Below are 24,898 nucleotides of genomic sequence, written 5' to 3' on the forward strand. Positions count from 1 at the left end.
GCATGAGCGGCGCATCCGCCACGGCGATGCTCTGGCCCGCGGTGGCGATGGCGGCACTGACGTTGCTCGTCTGGTGTCGCCTCTACCACCTGCGGCTGGGCGAGATGGCGCGCAAGCGCATCCATGCGCAGGCACTGGCCAGTTCCGCCCAATCCGTGGCGCTGCTGCAGGACACCCGCGCCTCGGACAACTTCCGCAACCTGTTCGAACTGCCGGTGTTGTTCTATGCCGGCGTGCTGGTGGCGGCGCAGCTCGGCATCGCCGACGCGGTCACGGTGGGGCTGGCATGGGCCTTCGTCCTGCTGCGCGCCGTGCACAGCGCCGTCCAATGCAGCTTCAACCACGTCATGACGCGATTCGTCGCCTACCTGCTGGCGACGCTGGTGCTGGCCGCGCTGTGGGCGCGCATCGCCTGGCTGATGGCGGTATCCGGGTGATCGAGCCGACGGCGGACGAGATCGAACTCAAGCGCATCCGCTGGCGCTGCCGGCGAGGCATGCGCGAACTCGACCAGCTGTTCGACCGTTACCTGGCGCAATGCTGGGCGACGGAATCCGAACCCGCGCGCGGGGTTTTCCTACGGCTGCTCGATTGCGAGGACGATAAGCTCTGGCGCTGGTCCATGGGCTATGAGCAGTGTCCCGATGCCGAACTCGCCGCACTGGTCGAAAGGATCCGTCAGCTGCCGGCTTGAATGGCGGCCATCGCGCCTGCTGCGGGCGTCGCTGGTCCTGCTGGGAGGATTGGGGGCGTTCTGCGTGCTCGTTTCGGAAATGCCGCGGATGGCCGCCTGGCCCCTGGCGGTGCTGGCGTTCCTTTACGGCGTGCATCTGGCCCGGCACGAAGGCGCCAGGCCGGCGCGTGCGGTGTGGTTCCCGGGCGATGGTCGTGCGCCGACCGTGGACGGTCAGCCCGTTGACGCCGTGCAGGTGACCTGGCGCGGGCCCTTGGCTTTCATGCGCTGGCGGGACAGGGCAGGGCGCTGGCAGCGCCTGGCCTGGTGGCCGGACACGCTGCCCGCGCCTATGCGGCGTGAACTGCGGCTGGCCGCAAGCAGCACGGATGCTGTCCGCCGTCGAGCGGGAGTGGCACCATAAGGGCATGTTCAAACCCATCCCTGTCGCCATCGGCCTGCGCTATCTCCGCGCCAAGCGCCGCAACGGTTTCATCTCCTTCATCTCGCTGGCATCGATCCTGGGCATCGCCCTGGGGGTGACGGTGCTGATCACCACGTTGTCGGTGATGAGCGGCTTCCAGCGCGAGATCCGCGACCGCCTGCTGCAGGCCACCGCGCACGCGACCGTCAATGGCGCGGGCGAAGCCATGCAGGACTGGCCTCACGCGGTGAAGATCGCGCTGACCGACCCGCGCGTGTCCGGCGCGGCGCCTTACGTCGACGTGCAGGCCATGGTCACCGGCAATGCCGACCCGCAGGGCGCACTGGTGCGCGGCGTGCTGCCCGGCGAAGAGCCCAAAGTCTCGGTGCTGGGCGAGAAGATGAAATCCGGGCGGCTGGATGCGTTGAAGCCGGGGGAGTTCAAGATCCTGCTGGGCCAGGAGCTGGCCGCGTGGCTGCGCGTGCAGGTGGGCGACAGCGTGGTGGTCACCGCAGGCGACTTCCAGGGCACGCCGATGGGCGCCATGCCGAAGATCAAGCGGTTCACGGTGGCGGGCATCTTCGCGGTGGGCCACAACGACGTGGACCGAACGCTGGCCATCGTCCACATGGAGGACCTGCAACGCGTCCTGCGCATGGGCGAGGGCGTCACCGGTGTGCGCCTGAAACTGCATGACATGGACCAGGCCTGGAATGTCGCGCGCGACCTGGCCCAGCAACTGCATGGCCCGTATCTCATCAGTGATTGGACCCGCGAGAACGCCAACCTCTACCACTCGCTGAAGATGGAAAAGACCGTGATGGGCATCCTGTTGTCGCTGATCATCGCGATGGGTGCGTTCAACCTGGTGTCGTCGCAGGTGATGCTGGTCACCGACAAGCAGGCCGACATTGCCATCCTGCGCACGCTGGGGCTTACCCCGCGCGGCGTGATGCAGGTGTTCATGGTGCAGGGCTCGCTGATCGGAATTTTCGGGACGGTCCTCGGCGTGGTGGGGGGCATCGCGTTGACGCTCAACCTGGAAAGCATCCTCGGTCTCATCGAGTCCACGTTCAACGTCACGCTGCTGCCATCCGACGTCTACTACATCACCGGCCTGCCCTACGACCTGCAGGGCAGCGACGTGGTGATCATCGCCGCGGTGGCGCTGGTGATGAGCTTCCTGGCCACCCTGTACCCGGCCTGGCGCGCCGCCCGCACGCAACCGGCGGAGGCCCTGCGTTATGAGTAAGAACGTCAATCCCATGACCAGCGCCATGCAGACCGCCGTCATCCACGCCGAGGCATTGGGCAAGACCTATGCCGAAGGCAAGCTGCGCACGCCGGTGTTCGATGGGTTGGAGCTCAACGTGCAGCCGGGCGAGACCGTCGCCATCGTCGGTGCGTCGGGTGCCGGCAAGAGCACGCTGCTGCATCTGCTGGGGGGTCTGGACGCGCCTACCGCGGGCGAGGTGTACGTGGCCGGGCAGAAGATGTCGACGCTGTCCGATTCGGCGCGTGGGCAGCTGCGCAACCGATCGCTGGGCTTCGTGTACCAGTTCCATCACCTGCTGCCGGAGTTCACCGCGCTCGAGAACGTCATGATGCCGGTGATGCTGGGCGGCGCCGACGCCCACACCGCGTCGGGCAAGGCCAGGACGCTGCTGGAATCCGTTGGCCTGGGGCATCGTATCGGACACAAGCCCGGTGAACTGTCGGGTGGCGAACGCCAGCGCGCCGCTGTCGCGCGCGCACTGGTGAACCAGCCTGCTTGCGTACTGGGCGACGAGCCCACGGGCAATCTGGACGAGAAGACCGCCGCGACCGTCTTCGAACTGATGCTCGACCTCAATCGCGCACAGAAGACCAGTCTCGTGCTGGTGACCCATGACCGCCGTCTGGCCCGCCGCCTGGATCGCGTGCTGGAGCTGCATGAAGGCAAGCTGCGCGAACTGGCGCCCGAGGCGGTCTGACCCGCGAGCACGTGTTGCGTGGATGCTTTGATTTGGGCGAGCCTCACCGAGGTTGGCGCCTGAGTTGAGCGGCGCTGCAGGATGATGGGTTCGGATTGAGTGAATTGCGGACCGGCACGTGCTTGTCAGCCCTAAGGCCGGCCTCCGGCCAGCTACTCCAACTCCGACCCATACACATGCGCCTCATATACGGTGTCGCCGGCAACGCGGAGCACGCCCGCCTGTTGAAAGAATCCCGTAGCGCTCCGCCAGTAGCTCAACCCGAAGCCGAGCGGACGGATTCTCTAGTGTCTCCACGGCGTGTCGCCTGGTGCCTGAATTGGGGCCGAGCCGCGAAGCGGATTCGGCATGAGTGAATTGTCAGGCCGAATCCGTACCAGAAAGAAGCGCCGGATGCAGGCAAGCCACTGGGGTCGGGTGAGCAGGGTCTGACCGACCACACGCATGCTTGAAAACCCATCGGAAGAGCCGCTATGAAGGCGAGCGATCGCCCTGGCGCCGCAGGTCAGCGATGCCACCTTGAATGGCCAATCGCACTTTGCTCGAACGAGCCATTCTTGCAAACCGGACAAGGAGGACTAGGCGTTGACGAGCACACTGAAGCCGCCGTAGATCATGCGCCGCGCATCGAAGGGAGGTCTCTCGTCACCTCGGTCCATTCGTGGATCTGCCATGACCTTCTTGTTCCCCTCGTCCCGGGCTGCCTTGGAGGGCCAAGAGATCCAAGCGAAGACCACAACCTCACCGGGTTCGCGCTTGACGGCGGTGTGGAAGGAGTTCACTTCGCCTTCGGGTACATCATCCCCCCAGCACTCGATGACACTGAGAGCGCCATGCTCTCTGTAGATCGAAGCGGCCTCAACGGCAAGTTTCCGATAGGCGTCCAGGTTGGAGGCCGGTACTGCGGCGACGAATCCGTCAACGTACATAGGCTTCTCGTTGGTTGATGGTCTGGTCGGCGTGTGGCCTGATGCCGGAGTTAAGCCGGGGTGTGAAGCGTAATGAATTGCTAGCCCGCGTGCAGCTTGAAGTTATACGGCGCGCAGTTTGAGATCGCATCACTTACCGCAGCGCGGACGCTTGGGTTGCTGATTGAGATGCGGACGGGAATGCCCAGGAGTTTCGCGCGAAGCTGCGCCAAGAAGCTAGGCGAGGCCTTGAAGCTCACGTAGCTCAAGAATGGACCCCACAGTTCACTGGCCAATTTTGGATCCTCCGAAGAAGCGAGGACAAGATCGGTGACCACCGATCCGGCAGGAAGTGGCGCCGAAGAGTGCCATTGGCTGGGGTTGCCAATGGCAAGAATCAGTTTGCCCGCGCCATCCGGCCGCCAAGCAATGAAATTGTCCAATGCCTCGGTATGGCTACCGGAGGAGTGGGTGGAGGATTCTTGGCTAATGATGATCATGGGCAACCGGGCTAACGCCTGAACTAAGCCAACCCGCAAAGCGGGTTCGGCTTGAATGAATTGTTAGCCCGCAGGCGCATGCTCGCAACCCTTGCGGACGGTGATGGCGTAATCCCGCTGCGGAATACCCACGACAACGAACTCGAGAAGCACGGGCCCCGTCCATGCAAGGGCAGGTTGGCCGTTGGGAAGTGCCACAGGCTCGGTGTTGTAGCAGAGAGCGAGAGCGGAGGGCGTGGCAAGAACTGCCGGGGCACGATCACTGACGATCATCGTGGCGGTCTCATTGGCCACGTAACGTACATGGAGAGCATTGCCAGTCCAACGGGCAACCGGCTGACCGATACTCTCCGGATAGTCGTCCCATGGCCTGGGTTCGCGTTCTACATGCAGCTGAACATCAGCCGCTGCACACGTGCCGGAGCTCAACGTCAAAGCTAAAAGAATCAAGAGAGTTCTCATGCGGGCTGACACCTGGATTAAGCCGATCCGCGAAGCGGGTTGGGCTTGAATGAATTGTTAGGCCCCGGCCTGCGACTGCCAGAACCCGAGCCACTCCTGCGGCTCAGGATACTTTGCCCGAACAGACAAGCGAATCGGGCGCGGCTGGCGGGACCACCATCTATCGAAGCTCTCCCTGTATGCCTCGCCCATGCCCATGCGCCAACCAGAAGACCTACGAGGAAGATTGGGGAATTTGATCCACGGTGGACACATGACGCCATCAGCGTCGAAGTCCGGGACTGGCGGATCTGGCCAAGGGCCTACTTTGATGCTCTTGTCATGGCTCATACGGGGCCTAACACCGGAATTAAGCCGACCCGCGAAGCGGGTTCGGCTTGAATGAATTGTTAGGGCCCGTGTCTATCACTTGGGCCGGCCCTCACGCCCTTTGCGAGCCCCCAGCCTACCCAGCAGGAGACAGCTGCGGGGATTACAACAAACACAACAATCAGAACCAACGGAGGTGCGTCAGGAGGTAGAAGCCAGAGAGCAATACCGCGGCCGCCCTGATACTTGACGTACTGGCGCCACGACCACATGCCCGCGCACAGTGCCACGACTGCCGAGAAGCCTAGCTTTAACCAGATGTCGGAGTGTCTTGTCACGGGGCCTAACACCTGAATTAAGCCGACCCGCGAAGCGGGTTCGGCTTGAATGAATTGTTAGGCCCCGCCCGTGGCGGGACCGAATGCATCTGGGTTGGCCGCTACGTACTTGTATAGCAAGTCAGTCAGATCGTCTGGGTAAGCATAGAACTCAGAGTCGAGGTCATCCAACAGGCCAGGAGCCGCGGAGGCGGCACGACGGACTATATCCGCGCAGGTGACCGCTCCGATTGTCTGCAGCGCTTCTGGTGCGAATGCGACCAAGGCAGGGTCTTCGTTCTCGAAGAAGCTCTCGAAGCCGCCACCATTGACTTGGCTCTCAAGCGCCCAGACAGCTGAGAAAATCTGCTGCTGCGCTGTTTTGGCTGCGAAATCAACACGACCGTAAGCTGTGCGGTCACTTTCGGAGAGTTCGATGAGGAAGTCGTTCTTGTCCATGCTACGCAGTTCCTTGCGGGGCCTAACACCTGAATTAAGCCGAGCCGCGAAGCGGCTTCGGCTTGAATGAATTGTTAGGCCGCGTCGCCATCTGCCGCGCCCTTGTGAGGATAGTAGACCAGAGCGGCCCCCGAACTCAGAGCTTCTTCATAGAAGCCAGCGAATCCCCGATAGAGGTCCGTGTTTAGGACGTCAATCTGGAGCTTGCCGCCGCGCATGTTTTCAATATTTGTAAAGCCGTATCGGCCACACTCGTCCAGCGCTGCCTTGAAGTCGTAGGCCTCAGATTGCTGCCTAAGGAAGAGCATGCATTTGTGAGTGGCGCCAACGTCGGGGTGGCTCCAGGTGTACTTGGAATCACCGGAAAAGCGACCTTGGAACCCGTAGATCATTACAACTGTCATCAGCGGCCTAACACCTGAATTAAGCCGACCCGCGAAGCGGGTTCGGCTTGAATGAATTGTTAGCTGCCACCGACGTACTCATACACGCGGAGCGGCAGGTAACGATAAGACGACATTGCGAACTCATGAATCTCGTGCGCCACCCGAACTGGAAGACCGCACCCTAGGCAACAGAAGTCAGTGTAATCCGTCTCCCACGGCACTGCCGGGCCGGACGCGGCATCCAATGCCGCATGGATGTTTGACGTAAAGGACTCGGGGTTCTTGCGGCCAAGCTCGAACCGAGTGGAAGTGCCGCACGCGGCGCAACGGTATGCAGCTGGGTGGCCAAAGACAGGCCGCCCAGTGAACCGGTCTTGCGAGAGGTTCATCAGCCGTGCACCTGGCTCCGTTGCAACTACATCTTCCATGGCAGCTAACACCTGAATTAAGCCGACCCGCGAAGCGGGTTCGGCTTGAATGAATTGTTAGCCCCCTACCGCACGCGGGTGAAGTACTCGCGTATATGCAGATCGGGCGTCTTTGGGCTATTTGATCCTACATACGCCCACATCGAATCAGAGTTGACGAAGAAGTATGTTTTAACGCTACTCTCACCTGTGAAAGCCTCAGGTGTCTCTATAACCACCATGCGCTCGCTGCAGAACAAGACCTTGTACGGATTTCGCTCTTCAAAGCCCGCGAACGGTCTGAGCTCACCTTTAACAGTTACCTGAGTATCTGGCATACGCAAGTGAAGCTGCTTGTCCGTGAACTCTAGCGTCATCTTTCCCATCAGGCTTGCAAGGAAGCGCTCTTGGCGCTCCTCAAGCCTGGCATTTGCACGATTAAACGACATCGTTGCGGTTGCGTCGGACTGCCAAGTACCAATGAGGGGGAGATCACAAGCCAGCAGTGTGGGTGAAAAGCCTAGTGCTGTAAGAAGCAAAGTGATCTTCATCATGGGGGCTAACACCGGAATTAAGCCGACCCGCGAAGCGGGTTCGGCTTGAATGAATTGTTAGGCCGCGCCAGATGGAGTCGCAGCACTAACGTGGTTTTACTTGTCATGGTGATCGCCATTTGTCTGAGATTGATCGTCAGCTCGTCTGCGCAGACCCTGCTCAAGTATCGGTTTAATGGCGATCCATGTGTGGGCGTAGTGGCCGCGTGGTCCCCGATTTTGCAGATGCTGAGGCTGCAGCGGGGTGTCGGAATAGATAAGCCAGTAGAGAAGAGGGCCGGCAACAGGGACTAAGAGCAGAAGGATGCGCCAAGCTTTATCGAGCGGAGTGCGGCTGCTCCGGACGACGCCGATTATCAGCGTCATGCTGATCGTGATTGAAGCGACCAGTAACGCGATGAGAGCGAGTCTAGTCATTGTGCGCCTCCGAGCTCATGGAATTGCTTTAGCGGCCTAACACCTGAATTAAGCCGACCCGCGAAGCGGGTTCGGCTTGAATGAATTGTTAGGCCAAAGTTGTACCAGAAAGAGGCGCCGGATGCAGGCGAGCCGCTGGGGTGGGGTGCGCGGTGTCTGACCGATGAGGCGCTGGCCTGGGAATCCATCCGAAGAGCGAGCGGAAGGGCGAACTACGGCGTCGTTGCCGCAGGCCAGCGATGCCACTCTGAAGCGCCAACCCAAGGGCCTAACACCGGAATTAAGCCGACCCGCGAAGCGGGTTCGGCTTGAATGAATTGTTAGGCCCCGCCCGATACCGGGCCGAAAGTCGCTGGATTTGCATAAACGTACTTGTAAAGCAGGTCAGTCAGATCGTCTGGGTAGTCGTAGAACTCGGCGTCCAACTCGTCCAGTGAACCGGAGCCAGCAGAAATGGCGCGATCTACTATGCCCGCGCAGTTTACTGCGCCGATCGCTCGCAGTGCCTCTGGGGTGAAGGCCACGAGTAAAGGATCCTCATACTCGAAGAAGCTCTCGAAGCCGCCACTATTGACTTGGCTCTCAATGGACCAAATTGCCGAGAAGACCTGCTGGTGTTGTGACTGTGCCGAGAAATCAACCCGGCCATAGTCGGTGCGATCACTCTCGGACAATTGGATGAGGATATTGTTCTTGTCCATGCGACAACCTCTTTGCGGGGCCTAACACCCGAATTAAGCCGACCCGCGAAGCGGGTTCGGCTTGAATGAATTGTTAGGCCCAAGCCCGGAAACCGGCAGTGTTGTACTCATTGCTCTTGGATCGTGCGGAGAACGTGTCTGGGCTGCCAAGATCATAGCCCCCTTTGAGAACGAAGCCGCCGTACCCACTTGGGTGGGGCTTTGCCAGTCTTGCTTGGACTTGTACAAGTGCTCGACCTGGAGCATGAGTGGTTCTGAAGATCGCGCGGACGGTCCATGCAGCATTGGAACCGAATACAGGCGACTCCTCGCCCCGAGCAAAGGCATGAGCGGAATAGGTGCTCTCGACGCCAAGCTCCGCAGATGCCCGGACGATCTCCGGGGTTACTGCTGCCGTCAAGAGCGCCTGTAGGTCGGAGCTGCTTGGGATGAACTCGTCGGACACTGTCATTGGGCCTAACACCGGAATTAAGCCGACCCGCGAAGCGGGTTCGGCTTGAATGATTTGTTAGGCTTCACTCTCGTCGAAGTGGCCACACAACTCAAGAAACTGGTGATGCCTGTTGTGACCAATGCCGTCTCTCTGGTCAGCAGCAAGCTCGTGCTCCGCGGATCGTGGAAAGGAAAAGAAGGGGCGGCTCTTCGAATTTTGGAACGCAATGTCAAGGGCTTGCCCGGTAATCTCTGGAAAACCGGGAATGGTGTTGGCCAATACACCCGAGGCTTTGGTCCCTTGAGCCATCTCGTTGCTGTAGTTCTCTAAGTAGAAGTCGTGAGTTGCTTTTGATACCTCAGCCCACACGCCCCAAGCAAACTCGCCCTCTCGATGGGTGAAGGGAATACTTAGAAGACCACGAATGAAGAAGCGACTCTCATCAAGCGAGCACAGGTCCGTGTTGGAACGAGTCCGGCGGTACTTGTCCAAATAGGACAAGTCAAAAACCTCGTCCGGGAGTTTGAAGCCCCAGTCCGTCGGCAGTCCCTCGTGAGTCTTGCCGCAACTAGAGCAAACGTACCTGTGATCTGTCATGTGATGCCTAACACCTGAATTAAGCCGACCCGCACTGGATAGGGCCCGAAGCCAATACTACCCAAAACCAAACGAAGTTAGGGAACCTGATGCGGGTTCGGCTTGAATGAATTGTTAGAGCCCATGCCGCTAATGCATTGGTGGCAGAGTTACTACCCGAACTTGTGACATCTCGCCTCGCCCAGGCCCGGGAGAATCGAAGTGGAGTACGGGGCCATAGAATCCAAAATAGGCGCCACCAGTCTCAAACGTATCTCGGACAACTGTTAGGCGATAACCGCGGCCAGCATAGTAGGTGCTGCCTCGCTTCTTGGTAGTGGCGGGAGGCGATACCTTGTGCGCGTGTTTTGGCTCGCGATTCTCTAGTACGGCGCAAAAATCTTCTTGTGCCTCCAGAATAGTCGTGCGTGCCTCAGGGGGAATATCCGGATCTTCTAATCCAGCTATGGGCCAGCACGGAGTGAACTGTGCGGACGGTATAGGGGCCGGTGATTGAGAGCATGCAGTCAGGAAGAGTGCTGCAAGAATGCAGGAAACTCGGTTCATGGGCTCTAACACCTGAATTAAGCCGACCCGCGAAGCGGGTTCGGCTTGAATGAATTGTTAGGCCTCACTGTCGAGGCCGGCGAGAGTAAGGCGAACCTCACTGAAACGCATGCGGTACAGATTGCCCTGCGCCTCCAGATGGCCAGCCGAGACTAGATCTCTGAGGCGTTGGCTGTAGAAGACATCTGGAACGTCGTGGTACTTGTCCGGATATGCGTCCATTGCGACCGCTACAACAAGGGCGACCTTTCGCCAGTTTGAGCTACTACTGGCCAGAATGGCTCGATCTATGGCAAGAAGGTCATCCTGAGTGAGTGCGGCAACAGCCCGCAGATCGTCCGCATCAAGCGGCGGATCATCTTGGTCGTCGGCTGGAGTCATAGTGGACAGTCTTGTGAGGCCTAACACCAGAATTAAGCCGACCCGCGAAGCGGGTTCGGCTTGAATGAATTGTTAGGCCGCGTCAAAGGCACGTTGTGACCAGACATCGCCTGATTGGTCATGCCAGTAGTAGATGTCAACTTTGCGACCCTCGAAATACTCGCCGCGTTCTTTTGGAGTGCCGTCTTGCCACCAGCTCTCGTAAATCCCATGAAGCTGCCCTGCTCTAAAGTGAGCACGTTGAGTGAGAACCCCCGGATAGTGCCAGGTTTGCTCCAGGCCGTGCGGCACGCCATCTCGTAGCTCAAGACGATATAAGGGCTCACCGGAGGCATGGAGAAGCTCTCTCAACTCGCTGTGATCTGCCATAGCGGCCTAACACCTGAATTAAGCCGGCCCGCAGCGGGGCGGCGACTGAGTGCAAATATAGCCGAAGGCGTGCACTTAGGCGCCGCCCTGATGTGGGCTCGGCTTGAATGAATTGTTAGGCCGCTCAACCGAACTGCTTGGCATACGCGGCTACTTGATTTGGGAACAACTCCTCATAGAGCGGATATCCGATCCCAATTACGTGAACCTCAATCTCAGAGGCACCAAGCTCAATCGAGAAGTCGAGAATGGAAACGCCCAGAGCAGGTATGAGCTGTCCATCTGATTGAGTAGCTGATATCGGAAGATGCTCTTGTGACATCTCTCGCGATGCGATGCATCGGGCCTGAACTGCCTCGTAACCTGGAAGTGGCACAAACTTACCGAAAGCGACACCCATTGGCGGATCGCCCGACTCAAGTGCGGAGTATCCGATCAACGTTTCATCCCACAGTATTCGGTACTGGCTCATGAGCGGCCTAACACCTGAATTAAGCCGACCCGCGAAGCGGGTTCGGCTTGAATAAATTGTTAGGTGCCAACCGGTTGGTCGGCACCCTTGCGCTTTGCGATGAACCAAATGATGGCAGAAGCCAACAGCGTTGCGACCCACAGCGGAACGTAGAAGAGCCAAGCAAGGCCAGACTCGTGCCCGGGGACTGCCAGCAATACCCACAGCTGAAAGGCAATGAGCAACCCGTTGAGCAATGAAAGCACCCATAGAAGTGCAGGGTGTCGGGCTTTGGGCCAAATGGCCAGTACGCTGACTAGCAGTAGCGGCAAGGCCATGAAGAGATAGTTGGGCAACAGGTATTTGAGGCAAGAGGTGCGGCCGTTATGGAGCCCAATCGCTAGGTAAAGCGCGGCCGGCACACAAAGCTGCAGCGCAACCCATCCTGCAAATCGCGTTGATTTCGCCATTGGCACCTAACACCCGAATTAAGCCGACCCGCGAAGCGGGTTCGGCTTGAATGAATTGTTAGGGCTCATCAGGACTGACGGAGAACATGAACTCATCGGTGCTTTGGCCAGCGATTAATGCGCGAGAGACCTCTCGGTCACCACAGAAGATTGCCATGCGAGTACCGACACTAGCCTTGGTAAACCGAGAGTTGACCAAGGCGCCATCGGTATTCAGCTTTACGAACCACAGGTGCATGCCCGAAACGTCGATGCCGCCCGACTTAACAGACGCAACGTTGTCAGGCTTTATCGTCGCTTCCGCTGCAAGCGTTCCATCCGGCTTAACCGCATAAACCGACAAGGCGCAGCGCTCCGAGAGCTCAGATGAACTAGCGGCAAGACTTAGAAGAAGAAGCAGAGAATGCATGGAATGAGCCCTAACACCGGAATTAAGCCGACCCGCGAAGCGGGTTCGGCTTGAATGAATTGTTAGGCCGCGCCAGATGGAGTCGCAGCACTAACGTGGTTTTACTTGTCATGGTGATCGCCATTTGTCTGAGATTGATCGTCAGCTCGTCTGCGCAGACCCTGCTCAAGTATCGGTTTAATGGCGATCCATGTGTGGGCGTAGTGGCCGCGTGGTCCCCGATTTTGCAGATGCTGAGGCTGCAGCGGGGTGTCGGAATAGATAAGCCAGTAGAGAAGAGGGCCGGCAACAGGGACTAAGAGCAGAAGGATGCGCCAAGCTTTATCGAGCGGAGTGCGGCTGCTCCGGACGACGCCGATTATCAGCGTCATGCTGATCGTGATTGAAGCGACCAGTAACGCGATGAGAGCGAGTCTAGTCATTGTGCGCCTCCGAGCTCATGGAATTGCTTTAGCGGCCTAACACCTGAATTAAGCCGACCCGCGAAGCGGGTTCGGCTTGAATGAATTGTTAGGCCTCATAAGCGAAGTCCTCGTGGGCAATTGAGTAGATGATGCCATGGCTGGTAAGAAGCCGCTGTAGCGACTGCTCCTGCTCTACGGTTAGGCCGTCGCAAGAAATTCTGGGCTTTGTAGCGATCTGTGAGACGTAAAGGCTCCCGGTTGGCTTGTCCCAAAGCAAGACGCCGTTACCCTCGACCAGAAAGCCTGCGACCTCTTGAGAGGTCAAGTAAGTGAGCTGACCTGCTGAGGTGAATCCATGCACGCGTCCAGTATCCGGGCACGACATTTGATACCCGGCCTGGCACAGGCGCTCAATCAGAGCAGCAAGCGTGAGACCTTCAACCGTTGCGACATTCTTTGTCATGAGGCCTAACACCAGAATTAAGCCGACCCGCGAAGCGGGTTCGGCTTGAATGAATTGTTAGGGGGCACTGCCATTGACCACAAGCTCCCCGCCGACACGCATGTCACGACCGTACTTGAAAGTGCGCTGTGCTGCCACAGCCCCATTACAGATGAGAGATATCCGATGCCCCTTGCGCGAATGACCAACCGGAAGTCGCTGCCGGAAGTTACCCCTTACCTCCCACTCTTTAGGAGAACTCTTTGAGTCAACTGGGATCAGTTGAAGCTTGCAGGAGTTCATGTCTGGAGTGGAACCAACTGCATAGAAGATGCCGTGAGCAGGCCCGAACCAATGAGTGCAGCCAGGAAGCAGTAGGAGAAGCAGGCTCGCTGAAAAAGCTCTCATGTGCCCCCTAACACCGGAATTAAGCCGACCCGCAAAGCGGGTTCGGCTTGAATGAATTGTTAGGCCGCGTCGCCATCTGCCGCGCCCTTGTGAGGATAGTAGACCAGGGCGGCGCCCGAACTCAGAGCTTCTTCATAGAAGCCAGCGAATCCCCGATAGAGGTCCGTGTTTAGGACGTCAATCTTGAGCTTGCCGCCGCGCATGTTTTCAATATTTGTAAAGCCGTATCGGCCACACTCGTCCAGCGCTGCCTTGAAGTCGTAGGCCTCAGATTGCTGCCTAAGGAAGAGCATGCATTTGTGAGTGGCGCCAACGTCGGGGTGGCTCCAGGTGTACTTGGAATCACCGGAAAAGCGACCTTGGAACCCGTAGATCATTACAACTGTCATCAGCGGCCTAACACCAGAATTAAGCCGAGCCGCGAAGCGGCTTCGGCTTGAATGAATTGTTAGGCCGCTCTACGGCGAAGAAACACCAGAGGCGGCCCACATTTGCTCGAAGTATTCCTCTGCCACGGGCTCACCCGTGAAATCGGGGTAATGCATGCCTGTGTCCAGCCAGAAGCCGTAGTCCTTCTTGCTTGGTCCGGCGATCACGATGGCCCCGTGCTCATCAAGGCCGATCTCACGCCAGGGCCTTCCGCTCTCGTCGAACTCTATTAGCCAGCTACGAACTAGGTGGTATTTGTCCCGGTAGTTTGGGTTGACGGTATCGGTCACCGTCATTCGCTGCCACCAGTTTGATGGCTTGCGGAAGTCCGTTGCGAGCTGTGTGCGAAGGAACATTAGTTTGAGCGGCCTAACACCTGAGTTAAGCCGACCCGCGAAGCGGGTTCGGCTTGAATGAATTGTTAGGCGAGCGTTGTACCAGAAAGAGGCGCCGGATGCAGGCGAGCCGCTGGGGTGGGGTGCACGGGCTCCAACCGGTGAGGCGCTTGCCTGGGAACCCGTCCGAAGAGCACCGGATGGGCGAACTACGACGCCGTCGCCGAAGGCAAGCGATGCCACCTTGACGCGCCAACCCAACGGCCTAACACCTGAATTAAGCCGACCCGCGAAGCGGGTTCGGCTTGAATGAGTTGTTAGGCCGCACACGGCGTGCGCGGCGGATGAACATCAAGCCAGCAATGGCTACAAGTGCGGCCGGAAGGAACAAGTGCCAACCGCCCGAGATGGCATGGTGGACAGCTGCAAGACCAGATGAGGAGATGCTATCTGGGCCAAGACCATCTCGAAGAAGCCAGGCCCAGAAGGCTGCTAATCCAGCTAGGAAGACCGCAGCAGCCATCATTGTCCAGCCAACTATTGCCTGCATCCGTCTGCTTGGAGCTTTCATGTGCGGCCTAACACCCTGAATTAAGCCGACCCGCGAAGCGGGTTCGGCTTGAATGAATTGTTAGGCCTGCCCACGAGGAAGGGCAGCCTGAGCGAACTGTTGCATAAGATTGCTGCCCAGTAGCTTGTCTACTGACGCGATGCTTGAGATGGCGCTGGCAGCGTCGAAGGACTCGCCATACTGCCAGGCAGCATGTGCTTGATTGTGGAGGGCATAGGCGAGATGGGCAGCGACTCTGACTGGGTGGTCTCCGGGGTTGTCACTGCCCAGATAGCCTGCCAAGAGCAAACGCATCTCGTAGAGAGCGAACGCGAGCACTTTGATTTGATCTGTCTGGTCCGTCATTGGCTCTCGGCAGGCCTAACACCTGAATTAAGCCGACCCGCGAAGCGGGTTCGGCTTGAATGAATTGTTAGACCTGCCAGCCGCAGAGCTCGACAAGCCTGCGAGCTGGACCTCTACCGGAACTTGATGGCGGCACGGGTGCCCTCGCGTGGGGTAACGCCATTGGGCCACAGCTGAAAGAATGACCTCGTTGTATCCCACAGGCTGGCCGCGGCTACGGCCGATAGGATGCCACTCCGCAGAGACGATGGCGGGTGACTGCACCTGACCGGTGCGGCCAATGACAAACGAGACCTGGGCTTTGCCAGAGAACTCGTTGTGCAGCCGAGGCGGCAGCTTTGGCGGAACGGTCGACGTAGGAGTAAGCCCAGAAGAACAGGCCGGCGCCGGCTCGGCAGCCGCGCATGCGCCAGATGTGATGCCAAGAAGCAGAACTACCAGATTGCAGATTGTTCTCATGGCAGGTCTAACACCCGAATTAAGCCGACCCGCGAAGCGGGTTCGGCTTGAATGAATTGTTAGGGCTCATCAGGACTGACGGAGAACATGAACTCATCGGTGCTTTGGCCAGCGATTAATGCGCGAGAGACCTCTCGGTCACCACAGAAGATTGCCATGCGAGTACCGACACTAGCCTTGGTAAACCGAGAGTTGACCAAGGCGCCATCGGTATTCAGCTTTACGAACCACAGGTGCATGCCCGAAACGTCGATGCCGCCCGACTTAACAGACGCAACGTTGTCAGGCTTTATCGTCGCTTCCGCTGCAAGCGTTCCGTCCGGCTTAACCGCATAAACCGACAAGGCGCAGCGCTCCGAGAGCTCAGATGAACTAGCGGCAAGACTTAGAAGAAGAAGCAGAGAATGCATGGAATGAGCCCTAACACCAGAATTAAGCCGACCCGCGAAGCGGGTTCGGCTTGAATGAATTGTTAGACCGCATCACAGCCACCACCGGCGATCCTCTGGATACTCAGCCCTGACATCCGCATCCGAAGGGCCGTGGCACTTTATATCCCAAGCCTCTTCGGGAGTCAGGATCCGCACGCCACACATGCGCAGGTCACAAGAGCGGGGCTGCGAACCGTCTATAAGGGATATGCCCCAGACCTCGCCGTCGCCGGCACCCACACAAAGGCACGGATGAAAAGCACAGTCCTCGTAAATCTCGCCGGGAGAGATGTTGAGATCACCGAACTTGTCCCGATCTTCCATGCGGTCTAACGCCTGAATTAAGCCGACCCGCACTGGGTTGGCACCGAAGTCGATATTACCCAGAACGACCCGAAGTTAGCGAACCTGATGCGGGTTCGGCTTGAATGAATTGTTAGGCCGAAGTTGTACCAGAAAGAGGCGCCGGATGCAGGCGAGCCGCTGGGGTGGGGTGCATGGGCTCCGACCCGCGAGGCGCTTGCCTGGGACCCCGTCCGAAGAGCGACCGGAAGGGTGAACTATGACCTGGTTGCCGAAGGCCAGTGATGCCACTTTGAAGCACCAACCCAACGGCCTAACACTTGAGTTAAGGCGACCCGCGAAGCGGGTTCGGCTTGAATGAATTGTTAGGCATCATGGCCACGAGACCTCGCACCTGCAATGCCTGCTGAAAAGAAAGTGAGCGATGCGCCTAGGACCATGAGTCTGTGCGTCATCGATCCATTGATCATCAGAGCCATAGCGAAACCGCACAAACCAAGCGCGACAAAGGCCCAAGCAACCACTCGCGTCTCCTTGTGGTTGAGGCTGCGCGGGGCGCCAAATGCGGCGCGATAGAGCATCACTAGAAATCCTAAAGTCAGAGCGCCACATATCCCTGCAACCAGCCAAGCGCCGCGAGTTGCAAGAAAGACGGATAGCGAGCCGAACAGCGCTGATAGCAAAGAGCTGGCGCTGATGCCGGCTATGCGCTCCCGCCTATTAGGTGAACGGCTGAACTCTCTCACTTGATGCCTAACACCTGAATTAAGCCGACCCGCGAAGCGGGTTCGGCTTGAATGAATTGTTAGGGCGCACCCACCACTCTGCCAAGCCTGCACAGACGAAAGCGGTTGCCGCCCCCAGTGCCGCCTCCGTTACGCCCGCATCTCCGCCAGGGAATACCTGCGGGAGAGTCCAGCTCAGGAGGCCGCCACTCCCTACCGTGGCCGCGAGACGGAGGATACGAGACCGAGCGCCGACTCCCGGCGAAGTACTGCGCATGTAGACAGCGACAACGCCCGTGAGGAATGCGGGAGCAAAGCCCCAGAGGTAGGCAAACACACTAAGCCCTGCCCAAGTGGAGATCCACGACCCCAACGAATAGTCTCGTGGGAACTCGGCAGTGATCGCAACGACAATCTGCCAGAGAAGCGCTCCAATCGGAGGCCCTGCAAGCGCGAACAGAGCAACCTGCTTTACCTTCGAGCTGCGCGATTGCTTCATGTGCGCCCTAACACCTGAATTAAGCCGACCCGCGAAGCGGGTTCGGCTTGAATGAATTGTTAGGCGCCACCCTACGACCCAAACCCTGCAGGAAGCAAGCGGACCTCCGTAGCCATGCAAATGCCGTTGCCGCCAGAGAGGGGGCGGACGCCCAAGACGGTGCCGTGAGGTGCAAGCTCCGCTTGAATAATGACAACAGGCTGCTCCGAGCCATCCTCAAGCACTTGGATGGCACAGCAAGGGAGAGCCATTGAGGCTGCGGCGGACTCACCAGGTACGTAGAAGACTGCGGAACCAGCAGCGACGTCAGCTTCCGTTGCCGGCCGACCGACGACACAAGGTATGTCGCGCCAGTCATTTGCTGCGATTGAGTCCCAAAGATCGGCAATGCCTGCCGTGGCGCCTAACACCTGAGTTAAGCCGACCCGCGAAGCGGGTTCGGCTTGAATGAATTGTTAGGCTCCATGCTGGGGCACCTGGGTCGGGGTTGCGAGATGCTCATGGACCGCAGAAAGAGTGGAAAAATATGGGTTGCCATTGATGTGATGGATGCTGGCAATAGACTCTGTCAGCGTGGGCTTGCCCGATACCTGGACCAGCCGATATGTGCCCCCACCAACGGTGAATCTGCCGCGATGGTTTGGAGTGAGGAACTCCGCGCTCAAAGCGTTGCCTGCGTGATCCCAGAAGATCCAGCCGCCATCCTCCACGTCGATACTCTCGCAGTACGCGATTGCCTCCGAGATTGAAGCGAATACGAACAGCGTGTTCTCGTCGGTCGCTGCAGCGAATATCATGGGGCCTAACACCTGAATTAAGCCGACCCGCGAAGCGGGTTCGGCTTGAATGAATTGTTAGGCGGCTGGCCGATAACCTGCACGCGCCGCCCTCCAGCCGAAAAACACACAAAGCAACAAAAGCAAGATCGTGAGGATCATTGCGAAGTGGACTTGACGGCAGCGCAAGTGCTCCGCGAATAGCGAGAAGCTATTGCCACAAAAGCCAGAAGCCAGACTTGCGGCGGAGAAGATCCACAGAAAGCAGTAGACCGTGCCGAGTCCGCACAGGACTGATCCGGTTATCAGCAAAGCTCGACGTGCCATGTTGCTTACCCCTGCCGCCTAACACCCTGAATTAAGCCGACCCGCGAAGCGGGTTCGGCTTGAATGAATTGTTAGGCCGTACCTGCACTAGTAAGTGATCGGCCAAAGATTAGGATCTGGGTGGAACAAGCCGTATGTACAGTACAAGGTGTAGCCGAGGTATGTAAGGACAGCTGCGATGGAGAGGGCTGCAAGCCATCTACTGCGAGTACTGCGCCTGTAACGAAGAACGATAAAAGTGCATAGGCAAGCGTGGAGCACTGCAATGACCTGGATCGCTACGCTGTTGTACCAACCGTACTTGAACGACTCCGCACTGGCAGAACGTACCTCTTGCCCAGCAATGATCTCGACAGTGTGACCGCCAAGGCGATCCGTGACGAAGTTTGTGAGCGCAAATAGCGCGATTGCAATGAGATACGTCGCCGGACAGACAATCCAGAACGCCTTCCAGAGCGGAAACTGATTTCTTGAGCCATCGACCATGTTCGTGTGCGGCCTAACACCTGAATTAAGCCGACCCGCGAAGCGGGTTCGGCTTGAATGAATCGTTAGGCCAGCGTTGTACCAGAAAGAGGCGCCGGATGCAGGCGAGCCTTGAGAGCAGGGTGCGCGGGGCGTGACCGGCGAGGCGCTTGACTGGGAGCCCATCCGAAGAGTTGCCATGCAGGCGAACAATCGGATCGCTGCCGCAGGCCAGCGATGCCACCTTGAAGCGCCAACCCGACGGCCTAACACCTGAATTAAGCCGACCCGCACTGGATAGGCACCGAAGCCAATACTACCCAGAACCAACCGAAGTTAGGGAACCTGATGCGGGTTCGGCTTGAATGAATTGTTAGAGCCCATGCCGCTAATGCATTGGTGGCAGAGTTACTACCCGAACTTGTGACATCTCGCCTCGCCCACGCCCGGGAGAATCGAAGTGGAGTACGGGGCCATAGAATCCAAAATAGGCGCCACCAGTCTCAAACGTATCTCGGACAACTGTTAGGCGATAACCGCGGCCAGCATAGTAGGTGCTGCCTCGCTTCTTGGTAGTGGCGGGAGGCGATACCTTGTGCGCGTGTTTTGGCTCGCGATTCTCTAGTACGGCGCAAAAGTCTTCTTGTGCCTCCAGAATAGTCGTGCGTGCCTCAGGGGGAATATCCGGATCTTCTAATCCAGCTATGGGCCAGCACGGAGTGAACTGTGCGGACGGTATAGGGACCGGTGATTGAGAGCATGCAGTCAGGAAGAGTGCTGCAAGAATGCAGGAAACTCGGTTCATGGGCTCTAACACCTTGAATTAAGCCGACCCGCGAAGCGGGTTCGGCTTGAATGAATTGTTAGGCCAGCGTTGTACCAGAAAGAGGCGCCGGATGTAGGTGAGCCGCAAGGGTGGGGTGCGCGGGGTCTGACCGGCGAGGTGCTTGCCTGGGGACCCGTCCGAAGAGCGACCGGAAGGGTGAACTACGACGTCGTTGCCGAAGGCTAACGATGCCACTTTGAAGCGCCAACCCAACGGCCTAACACCGGAATTAAGCCGACCCGCGAAGCGGGTTCGGCTTGAATGAATTGTTAGCGCCCAGCCGCGGCCTTACGAGCGCGAAGATGAGCGAGGTTACCTGCTTTGAGCGACTTGTACTGCGGCAGGAACCCTTCTGCCGCGTCCCACTGAGATGCTATCGCATCTAGATCCGCCAGCGTCTTGGACGCCAGAAAACTGTCTAGCGGCTCTACGCCAAGATCCATGCCCTCGCTGGAGCAATCCGGACACATAGGCCAGTCTGCCGACATGGTGCCGGCAGGGAACTGAGTGAAGCACACAGGGCAGACTGTCTCTACTGCCAGTGGATTCTCGACCACCCCTTGCGCGGCGGGGACGTAAGTCCGACGAAACTCCTGAAACGGCATCGAGAGAGGAACTCTGGGTTGCTTCCTGCGGAATGGCCACATATGGGCGCTAACACCTGAATTAAGCCGACCCGCGAAGCGGGTTCGGCTTGAATGAATTGTTAGGCGGCTCAGACACCCGAGCAGCCCGGGAGCGTTACCGCCAAGCTTAAGAATTGGAGCACGAAAGCGAGAGCTGCAACAGCCAGTGCCCCGAGCGCGAGACGCCATGAGCGTCTTAGCCAGGCTAGCAGTAAGACCGCTGAGGCGGAGACTAGGCCAAAGCCAAAGCTGGCTAGGAAGGCCAGCGGGCCGGGCACACCGCATAGATACAGGCGCGCCAATACGATCCCAACACAGAAAGACAATAGCGAAGCAGCAAGGCTGACCCATGCAACTGCTTTTGTGAGTCTCAACGAACTCTCCTTGCCGCCTAACGCCTGAATTAAGCCGGCCCGCACTGGACCGGCACCGAAGCCGATATTACCCAGAACCAGCCGAAGTTAGCGAACCTGATGCGGGCTCGGCTTGAATGAATTGTTAGGCCTCAAGCCGACACGAGAAGGCTACCGTGTATCGGCCTAGGTCAATCGTCTCCCAGTCGAGCGACTCATGCACTGGCATGTCCAAGGCGATCTTTTTAAGGTCGATATGCTTGGGAAAGCCAAACAAAACGACGTCAGCTGAGCCGGATACAAGTTGGTGGGAAGCCTGAAAAAGGCTGAAAGCAAATACGGCCCTATCGGCACCTACAGTGAAGCATCCGCGATCGAGCAACGTATCTCCCTCAAATAACGCCAGATCAACATGCATGATTGCTCTTGAGGCCTAACACCTGAATTAAGCCGACCCGCGAAGCGGGTTCGGCTTGAATGAATTGTTAGACCTGCCAGCCGCAGAGCTCGACAAGCCTGCGAGCTGGACCTCTACCGGAACTTGATGGCGGCACGGGTGCCCTCGCGTGGGGTAACGCCATTGGGCCACAGCTGAAAGAATGACCTCGTTGTATCCCACAGGCTGGCCGCGGCTACGGCCGATAGGATGCCACTCCGCAGAGACGATGGCGGGTGACTGCACCTGACCGGTGCGGCCAATGACAAACGAGACCTGGGCTTTGCCAGAGAACTCGTTGTGCAGCCGAGGCGGCAGCTTTGGCGGAACGGTCGACGTAGGAGTAAGCCCAGAAGAACAGGCCGGCGCCGGCTCGGCAGCCGCGCATGCGCCAGATGTGATGCCAAGAAGCAGAACTACCAGATTGCAGATTGTTCTCATGGCAGGTCTAACACCTGAATTAAGCCGACCCGCGAAGCGGGTTCGGCTTGAATGAATTGTTAGGCCGCAGCATACAAAACCCCAAGAGCTAGGAACTGGACACAGACTACTGCGAGAGCGAATTGCCAAATGGGTCGTGGTGGCGTGAGCATGTGCACGAATGCGTACAGCGATTTACTGTACAAGAACTGGTAAGCAAGTGCTCCCAATGCTGCAGCGAGAAATCCGAGGAGCGGCTTGCCGTATGGGAAGGCCCAAATGGAGGCCAGCAAAGCTGCGTACGTCGGGATGCCGAGAAGGTGCATGGTCCGCGTACCGGCAGCATCCATTTGAGTGTATTCAAAGATCACGGATGGCTCTCTCTGCGGTCTAACACCTGAATTAAGCCGACCCGCGAAGCGGGTTCGGCTTGAATGAATTGTTAGGCGCCACCCTACGACCCAAACCCTGCAGGAAGCAAGCGGACCTCCGTAGCCATGCAAATGCCGTTGCCGCCAGAGAGGGGGCGGACGCCCAAGACGGTGCCGTGAGGTGCAAGCTCCGCTTGAATAATGACAACAGGCTGCTCCGAGCCATCCTCAAGCACTTGGATGGCACAGCAAGGGAGAGCCATTGAGGCTGCGGCGGACTCACCAGGTACGTAGAAGACTGCGGAACCAGCAGCGACGTCAGCTTCCGTTGCCGGCCGACCGACGACACAAGGTATGTCGCGCCAGTCATTTGCTGCGATTGAGTCCCAAAGATCGGCAATGCCTGCCGTGGCGCCTAACACCTGAGTTAAGCCGACCCGCGAAGCGGGTTCGGCTTGAATGAATTGTTAGGCTCCATGCTGGGGCACCTGGGTCGGGGTTGCGAGATGCTCATGGACCGCAGAAAGAGTGGAAAAATATGGGTTGCCATTGATGTGATGGATGCTGGCAATAGACTCTGTCAGCGTGGGCTTGCCCGATACCTGGACCAGCCGATATGTGCCCCCACCAACGGTGAATCTGCCGCGATGGTTTTGAGTGAGGAACTCCGCGCTCAAAGCGTTGCCTGCGTGATCCCAGAAGATCCAGCCGCCATCCTCCACGTCGATACTCTCGCAGTACGCGATTGCCTCCGAGATTGAAGCGAATACGAACAGCGTGTTCTCGTCGGTCGCTGCAGCGAATATCATGGGGCCTAACACCTGAATTAAGCCGACCCGCGAAGCGGGTTCGGCTTGAATGAATTGTTAGGCCTCAAGCTACACCCGAGGCTTGCGGGCGACAAGCCAAATACCCAAAGCCGACAGAGCCACGCCGACAGCAATGTGTACCATGCGTTGGGCGGTCGACGGCGGGACACCGAACGGATCGAAGTCATTGGCGAGTTGCGCGCCTTGTGGGTCAGCGACCGCCAGCAAGCCGAAGATGGCGATGCCTATACCCAGCGCTGAAATCAGGTAGCCGACAACTTTACCGACAAGTCTCATAGTGCGTGCTCTTGAGGCCTAACACCAGAATTAAGCCGACCCGCGAAGCGGGTTCGGCTTGAATGAATTGTTAGGCCGCAGCCCAAGGCTATGACCGTCCATGAGACCTGTCCCGAATCTTGAGGCCGATCAGAACGTCTGCAAATATCAGAGACGCAAGCGCAAGAAACACGCTCGAACCAAAACCAAAGCCGAAGAACTCTCCCGGTGCCGAGAATAGCGTAACTATCAGGAACGAGATTGTGCCTACGCCGCCGTCGTCATAGGAGGTTTGCCGCTCCCATGTAAAGCTCACCATGTAAGAGAGCAGCAAGATTGCCGCAACCCAGAGCAAGGGCCTGAACTTGAGGATGCGTGAGATCATCGAAGTAGTCTTTCTGCGGCCTAACACCTGAATTAAGCCGACCCGCGAAGCGGGTTCGGCTTGAATGAATTGTTAGGCCTCACTGTCGAGGCCGGCGAGAGTAAGGCGAACCTCACTGAAACGCATGCGGTACAGATTGCCCTGCGCCTCCAGATGGCCAGCCGAGACTAGATCTCTGAGGCGTTGGCTGTAGAAGACATCTGGAACGTCGTGGTACTTGTCCGGATATGCGTCCATTGCGACCGCTACAACAAGGGCGACCTTTCGCCAGTTTGAGCTACTACTGGCCAGAATGGCTCGATCTATGGCAAGAAGGTCATCCTGAGTGAGTGCGGCAACAGCCCGCAGATCGTCCGCATCAAGCGGCGGATCATCTTGGTCGTCGGCTGGAGTCATAGTGGACAGTCTTGTGAGGCCTAACACCTGAATTAAGCCGACCCGCGAAGCGGGTTCGGCTTGAATGAATTGTTAGGCCCCGTCACGGTGAGCATGTGGTCTCTACAGTGGTTGCCACGTTGGCTTGAAAACTGATCCGAAGCCAGCATCCATCGTCCCACAGATAGTCCCTGAATACGCGCCCGTCGCGCTCGTAGGGATCTGCGTGGCCGTACGCCTCCGTAACCTGCGCATATGTCATGCCAGGACAAACATTTGCAAGAGTGCAGAATTTTTCACTGGAGCTATGAACGCCGCCGACACCTTGCTCATCAAGAGAAACGACCAAGCCCGGATAGGACAAGGTTATGGGCAGAAAGAAGTCCGACTCTTCAGTGCGTTTCTTGGGATTACCCAGCAACGCAGTAACAGAGGCCTCGCTTTGCCCAATCGCAATCCCACCCAATGTCAGGCGCTCTTCGGGGGAGGCAACGGAACTGACGCCGGCATACGCTGGCGTCAGTTGAGCAAAGATCATCATCAGTGCCGTGAGTGCCTTCATAGGGGCCTAACACCTGAATTAAGCCGACCCGCGAAGCGGGTTCGGCTTGAATGAATTGTTAGGCCGCGCATCGACGACAAATCCGTGACCGACGACTCGTGCCCCCTCCAACACCTCAATGCTAACGCCTGGCTGAAGCTCAGAGTATGAGACGGCCGGCGCATAGACAAGTTTTGCCAAAACAGATATCGGCGCGCCAACAGGTGCGACGCCGGCATGGCCGAAGAACTCAACCCCGAGCATTGTGCTGTCAGAGGGAATGCGGAGATGGGGCTTGTAGCCGTTAATCGCAGGTGGATTCATCCGGCCGCCTTGGTCTGGTGTCAGGAAAGTAATCTCCAACTTGACATGATCTTGCATAGCGGCCTAACACCGGAATTAAGCCGACCCGCGA

Annotated in this window: 26 protein-coding genes; 5 read left to right on the forward strand and 21 right to left on the reverse strand. The window is 58.1% G+C overall.

The features are described 5' to 3' along the window. Positions 1 to 2 precede the first annotated feature (2 nt). The 5 genes from OVA13_RS02590 (at position 3) to lolD (ending at position 3,070) form a co-directional block, all read left to right on the forward strand. On the forward strand, positions 3 to 437 hold the full coding sequence (locus OVA13_RS02590) for an MAPEG family protein (protein WP_267792268.1): 435 nt from the start codon (positions 3 to 5) through the stop codon (positions 435 to 437). Continuing rightward, positions 437 to 694, forward strand: a complete 258-nt coding sequence (locus tag OVA13_RS02595; protein WP_267793608.1) for an FAD assembly factor SdhE — start codon at positions 437 to 439, stop codon at positions 692 to 694. The genes OVA13_RS02590 and OVA13_RS02595 overlap by 1 nt, the downstream gene beginning before the upstream one ends. A gap of 88 nt (positions 695 to 782) precedes the next feature. Beyond that, a complete protein-coding gene (locus OVA13_RS02600) occupies positions 783 to 1,097 on the forward strand; it encodes a hypothetical protein (protein WP_267792269.1) in 315 nt (104 codons plus the stop codon). A gap of 4 nt (positions 1,098 to 1,101) precedes the next feature. Further along, positions 1,102 to 2,349, forward strand: coding sequence for a lipoprotein-releasing ABC transporter permease subunit (locus tag OVA13_RS02605; RefSeq protein ID WP_267792270.1), 1,248 nt, complete (start codon positions 1,102 to 1,104; stop codon positions 2,347 to 2,349). Further along, on the forward strand, positions 2,342 to 3,070 hold the full coding sequence (gene lolD, locus OVA13_RS02610; RefSeq protein ID WP_267792271.1) for a lipoprotein-releasing ABC transporter ATP-binding protein LolD: 729 nt from the start codon (positions 2,342 to 2,344) through the stop codon (positions 3,068 to 3,070). The genes OVA13_RS02605 and lolD overlap by 8 nt, the downstream gene beginning before the upstream one ends. 578 nt (positions 3,071 to 3,648) lie before the next feature. Here the strand turns inward: lolD and OVA13_RS02615 are convergent. The 21 genes from OVA13_RS02615 to OVA13_RS02715 all read right to left on the reverse strand — a co-directional run bounded on the left by OVA13_RS02615 (position 3,649) and on the right by OVA13_RS02715 (position 24,504). Further along, positions 3,649 to 3,999 (reverse strand): DUF1428 domain-containing protein, encoded by a 351-nt coding sequence (locus tag OVA13_RS02615; RefSeq protein ID WP_267792272.1) that lies wholly within the window; start codon positions 3,997 to 3,999, stop codon positions 3,649 to 3,651. Positions 4,000 to 4,079: 80 nt separating this feature from the next. After that, complete coding sequence (locus OVA13_RS02620) at positions 4,080 to 4,478, reverse strand: hypothetical protein (RefSeq protein ID WP_267792273.1); 399 nt, start codon at positions 4,476 to 4,478, stop codon at positions 4,080 to 4,082. 1,166 nt (positions 4,479 to 5,644) lie between these two features. Beyond that, complete coding sequence (locus OVA13_RS02625) at positions 5,645 to 6,025, reverse strand: DMP19 family protein (protein WP_267792274.1); 381 nt, start codon at positions 6,023 to 6,025, stop codon at positions 5,645 to 5,647. Positions 6,026 to 6,099: 74 nt separating this feature from the next. After that, the gene (locus OVA13_RS02630; protein WP_267792275.1) at positions 6,100 to 6,417 is read right to left on the reverse strand and encodes a hypothetical protein; all 318 of its coding nucleotides are present in this window, start codon (positions 6,415 to 6,417) and stop codon (positions 6,100 to 6,102) included. 487 nt (positions 6,418 to 6,904) lie between these two features. Next, the gene (locus OVA13_RS02635) at positions 6,905 to 7,372 is read right to left on the reverse strand and encodes a hypothetical protein (RefSeq protein ID WP_267792276.1); all 468 of its coding nucleotides are present in this window, start codon (positions 7,370 to 7,372) and stop codon (positions 6,905 to 6,907) included. 737 nt (positions 7,373 to 8,109) lie between these two features. Beyond that, complete coding sequence (locus OVA13_RS02640; protein WP_267792277.1) at positions 8,110 to 8,490, reverse strand: DMP19 family protein; 381 nt, start codon at positions 8,488 to 8,490, stop codon at positions 8,110 to 8,112. Positions 8,491 to 8,998: 508 nt separating this feature from the next. After that, positions 8,999 to 9,520, reverse strand: coding sequence for a DUF2199 domain-containing protein (locus OVA13_RS02645; RefSeq protein ID WP_267792278.1), 522 nt, complete (start codon positions 9,518 to 9,520; stop codon positions 8,999 to 9,001). Between the two features lie 603 nt (positions 9,521 to 10,123). Then, a complete protein-coding gene (locus tag OVA13_RS02650; RefSeq protein WP_267792279.1) occupies positions 10,124 to 10,447 on the reverse strand; it encodes a DUF3658 domain-containing protein in 324 nt (107 codons plus the stop codon). Positions 10,448 to 10,940: 493 nt separating this feature from the next. Beyond that, positions 10,941 to 11,288, reverse strand: coding sequence for a hypothetical protein (locus tag OVA13_RS02655; protein ID WP_267792280.1), 348 nt, complete (start codon positions 11,286 to 11,288; stop codon positions 10,941 to 10,943). A gap of 507 nt (positions 11,289 to 11,795) precedes the next feature. Next, a complete protein-coding gene (locus OVA13_RS02660; protein ID WP_267792281.1) occupies positions 11,796 to 12,146 on the reverse strand; it encodes a hypothetical protein in 351 nt (116 codons plus the stop codon). Between the two features lie 510 nt (positions 12,147 to 12,656). Beyond that, entirely contained in the window at positions 12,657 to 13,013 is a 357-nt protein-coding gene (locus tag OVA13_RS02665) for a hypothetical protein (protein WP_267792282.1), read from the reverse strand. Between the two features lie 446 nt (positions 13,014 to 13,459). Beyond that, positions 13,460 to 13,777 carry a hypothetical protein gene (locus OVA13_RS02670; RefSeq protein WP_267792283.1) on the reverse strand — a complete coding sequence of 106 codons (318 nt, stop codon included), beginning with the start codon at positions 13,775 to 13,777 and terminating at the stop codon, positions 13,460 to 13,462. Positions 13,778 to 13,858: 81 nt separating this feature from the next. Next, positions 13,859 to 14,125 carry a hypothetical protein gene (locus OVA13_RS02675; protein ID WP_267792284.1) on the reverse strand — a complete coding sequence of 89 codons (267 nt, stop codon included), beginning with the start codon at positions 14,123 to 14,125 and terminating at the stop codon, positions 13,859 to 13,861. A gap of 670 nt (positions 14,126 to 14,795) precedes the next feature. Next, positions 14,796 to 15,080 carry a hypothetical protein gene (locus tag OVA13_RS02680; RefSeq protein ID WP_267792285.1) on the reverse strand — a complete coding sequence of 95 codons (285 nt, stop codon included), beginning with the start codon at positions 15,078 to 15,080 and terminating at the stop codon, positions 14,796 to 14,798. A 518-nt stretch (positions 15,081 to 15,598) separates the two neighbouring features. Next, on the reverse strand, positions 15,599 to 15,949 hold the full coding sequence (locus OVA13_RS02685; RefSeq protein ID WP_267792281.1) for a hypothetical protein: 351 nt from the start codon (positions 15,947 to 15,949) through the stop codon (positions 15,599 to 15,601). A gap of 2,003 nt (positions 15,950 to 17,952) precedes the next feature. After that, positions 17,953 to 18,294: a hypothetical protein gene (locus OVA13_RS02690; protein ID WP_267792286.1), complete on the reverse strand. Its 342-nt coding sequence runs from the start codon at positions 18,292 to 18,294 to the stop codon at positions 17,953 to 17,955. Positions 18,295 to 21,015: 2,721 nt separating this feature from the next. Beyond that, a complete protein-coding gene (locus tag OVA13_RS02695; RefSeq protein ID WP_267792287.1) occupies positions 21,016 to 21,288 on the reverse strand; it encodes a hypothetical protein in 273 nt (90 codons plus the stop codon). 1,276 nt (positions 21,289 to 22,564) lie between these two features. After that, entirely contained in the window at positions 22,565 to 22,906 is a 342-nt protein-coding gene (locus OVA13_RS02700) for a hypothetical protein (RefSeq protein ID WP_267792288.1), read from the reverse strand. Positions 22,907 to 22,975: 69 nt separating this feature from the next. Further along, entirely contained in the window at positions 22,976 to 23,203 is a 228-nt protein-coding gene (locus OVA13_RS02705) for a hypothetical protein (RefSeq protein WP_267792289.1), read from the reverse strand. Between the two features lie 436 nt (positions 23,204 to 23,639). Then, positions 23,640 to 23,963 (reverse strand): DUF3658 domain-containing protein, encoded by a 324-nt coding sequence (locus OVA13_RS02710; RefSeq protein ID WP_267792279.1) that lies wholly within the window; start codon positions 23,961 to 23,963, stop codon positions 23,640 to 23,642. Between the two features lie 82 nt (positions 23,964 to 24,045). Continuing rightward, positions 24,046 to 24,504: a hypothetical protein gene (locus tag OVA13_RS02715; protein ID WP_267792290.1), complete on the reverse strand. Its 459-nt coding sequence runs from the start codon at positions 24,502 to 24,504 to the stop codon at positions 24,046 to 24,048. Positions 24,505 to 24,898: the final 394 nt, after the last annotated feature.

Origin of the sequence: Pseudoxanthomonas sp. SL93, assembly GCF_026625825.1 — a bacterium.
Lineage (GTDB): Bacteria > Pseudomonadota > Gammaproteobacteria > Xanthomonadales > Xanthomonadaceae > Pseudoxanthomonas_A.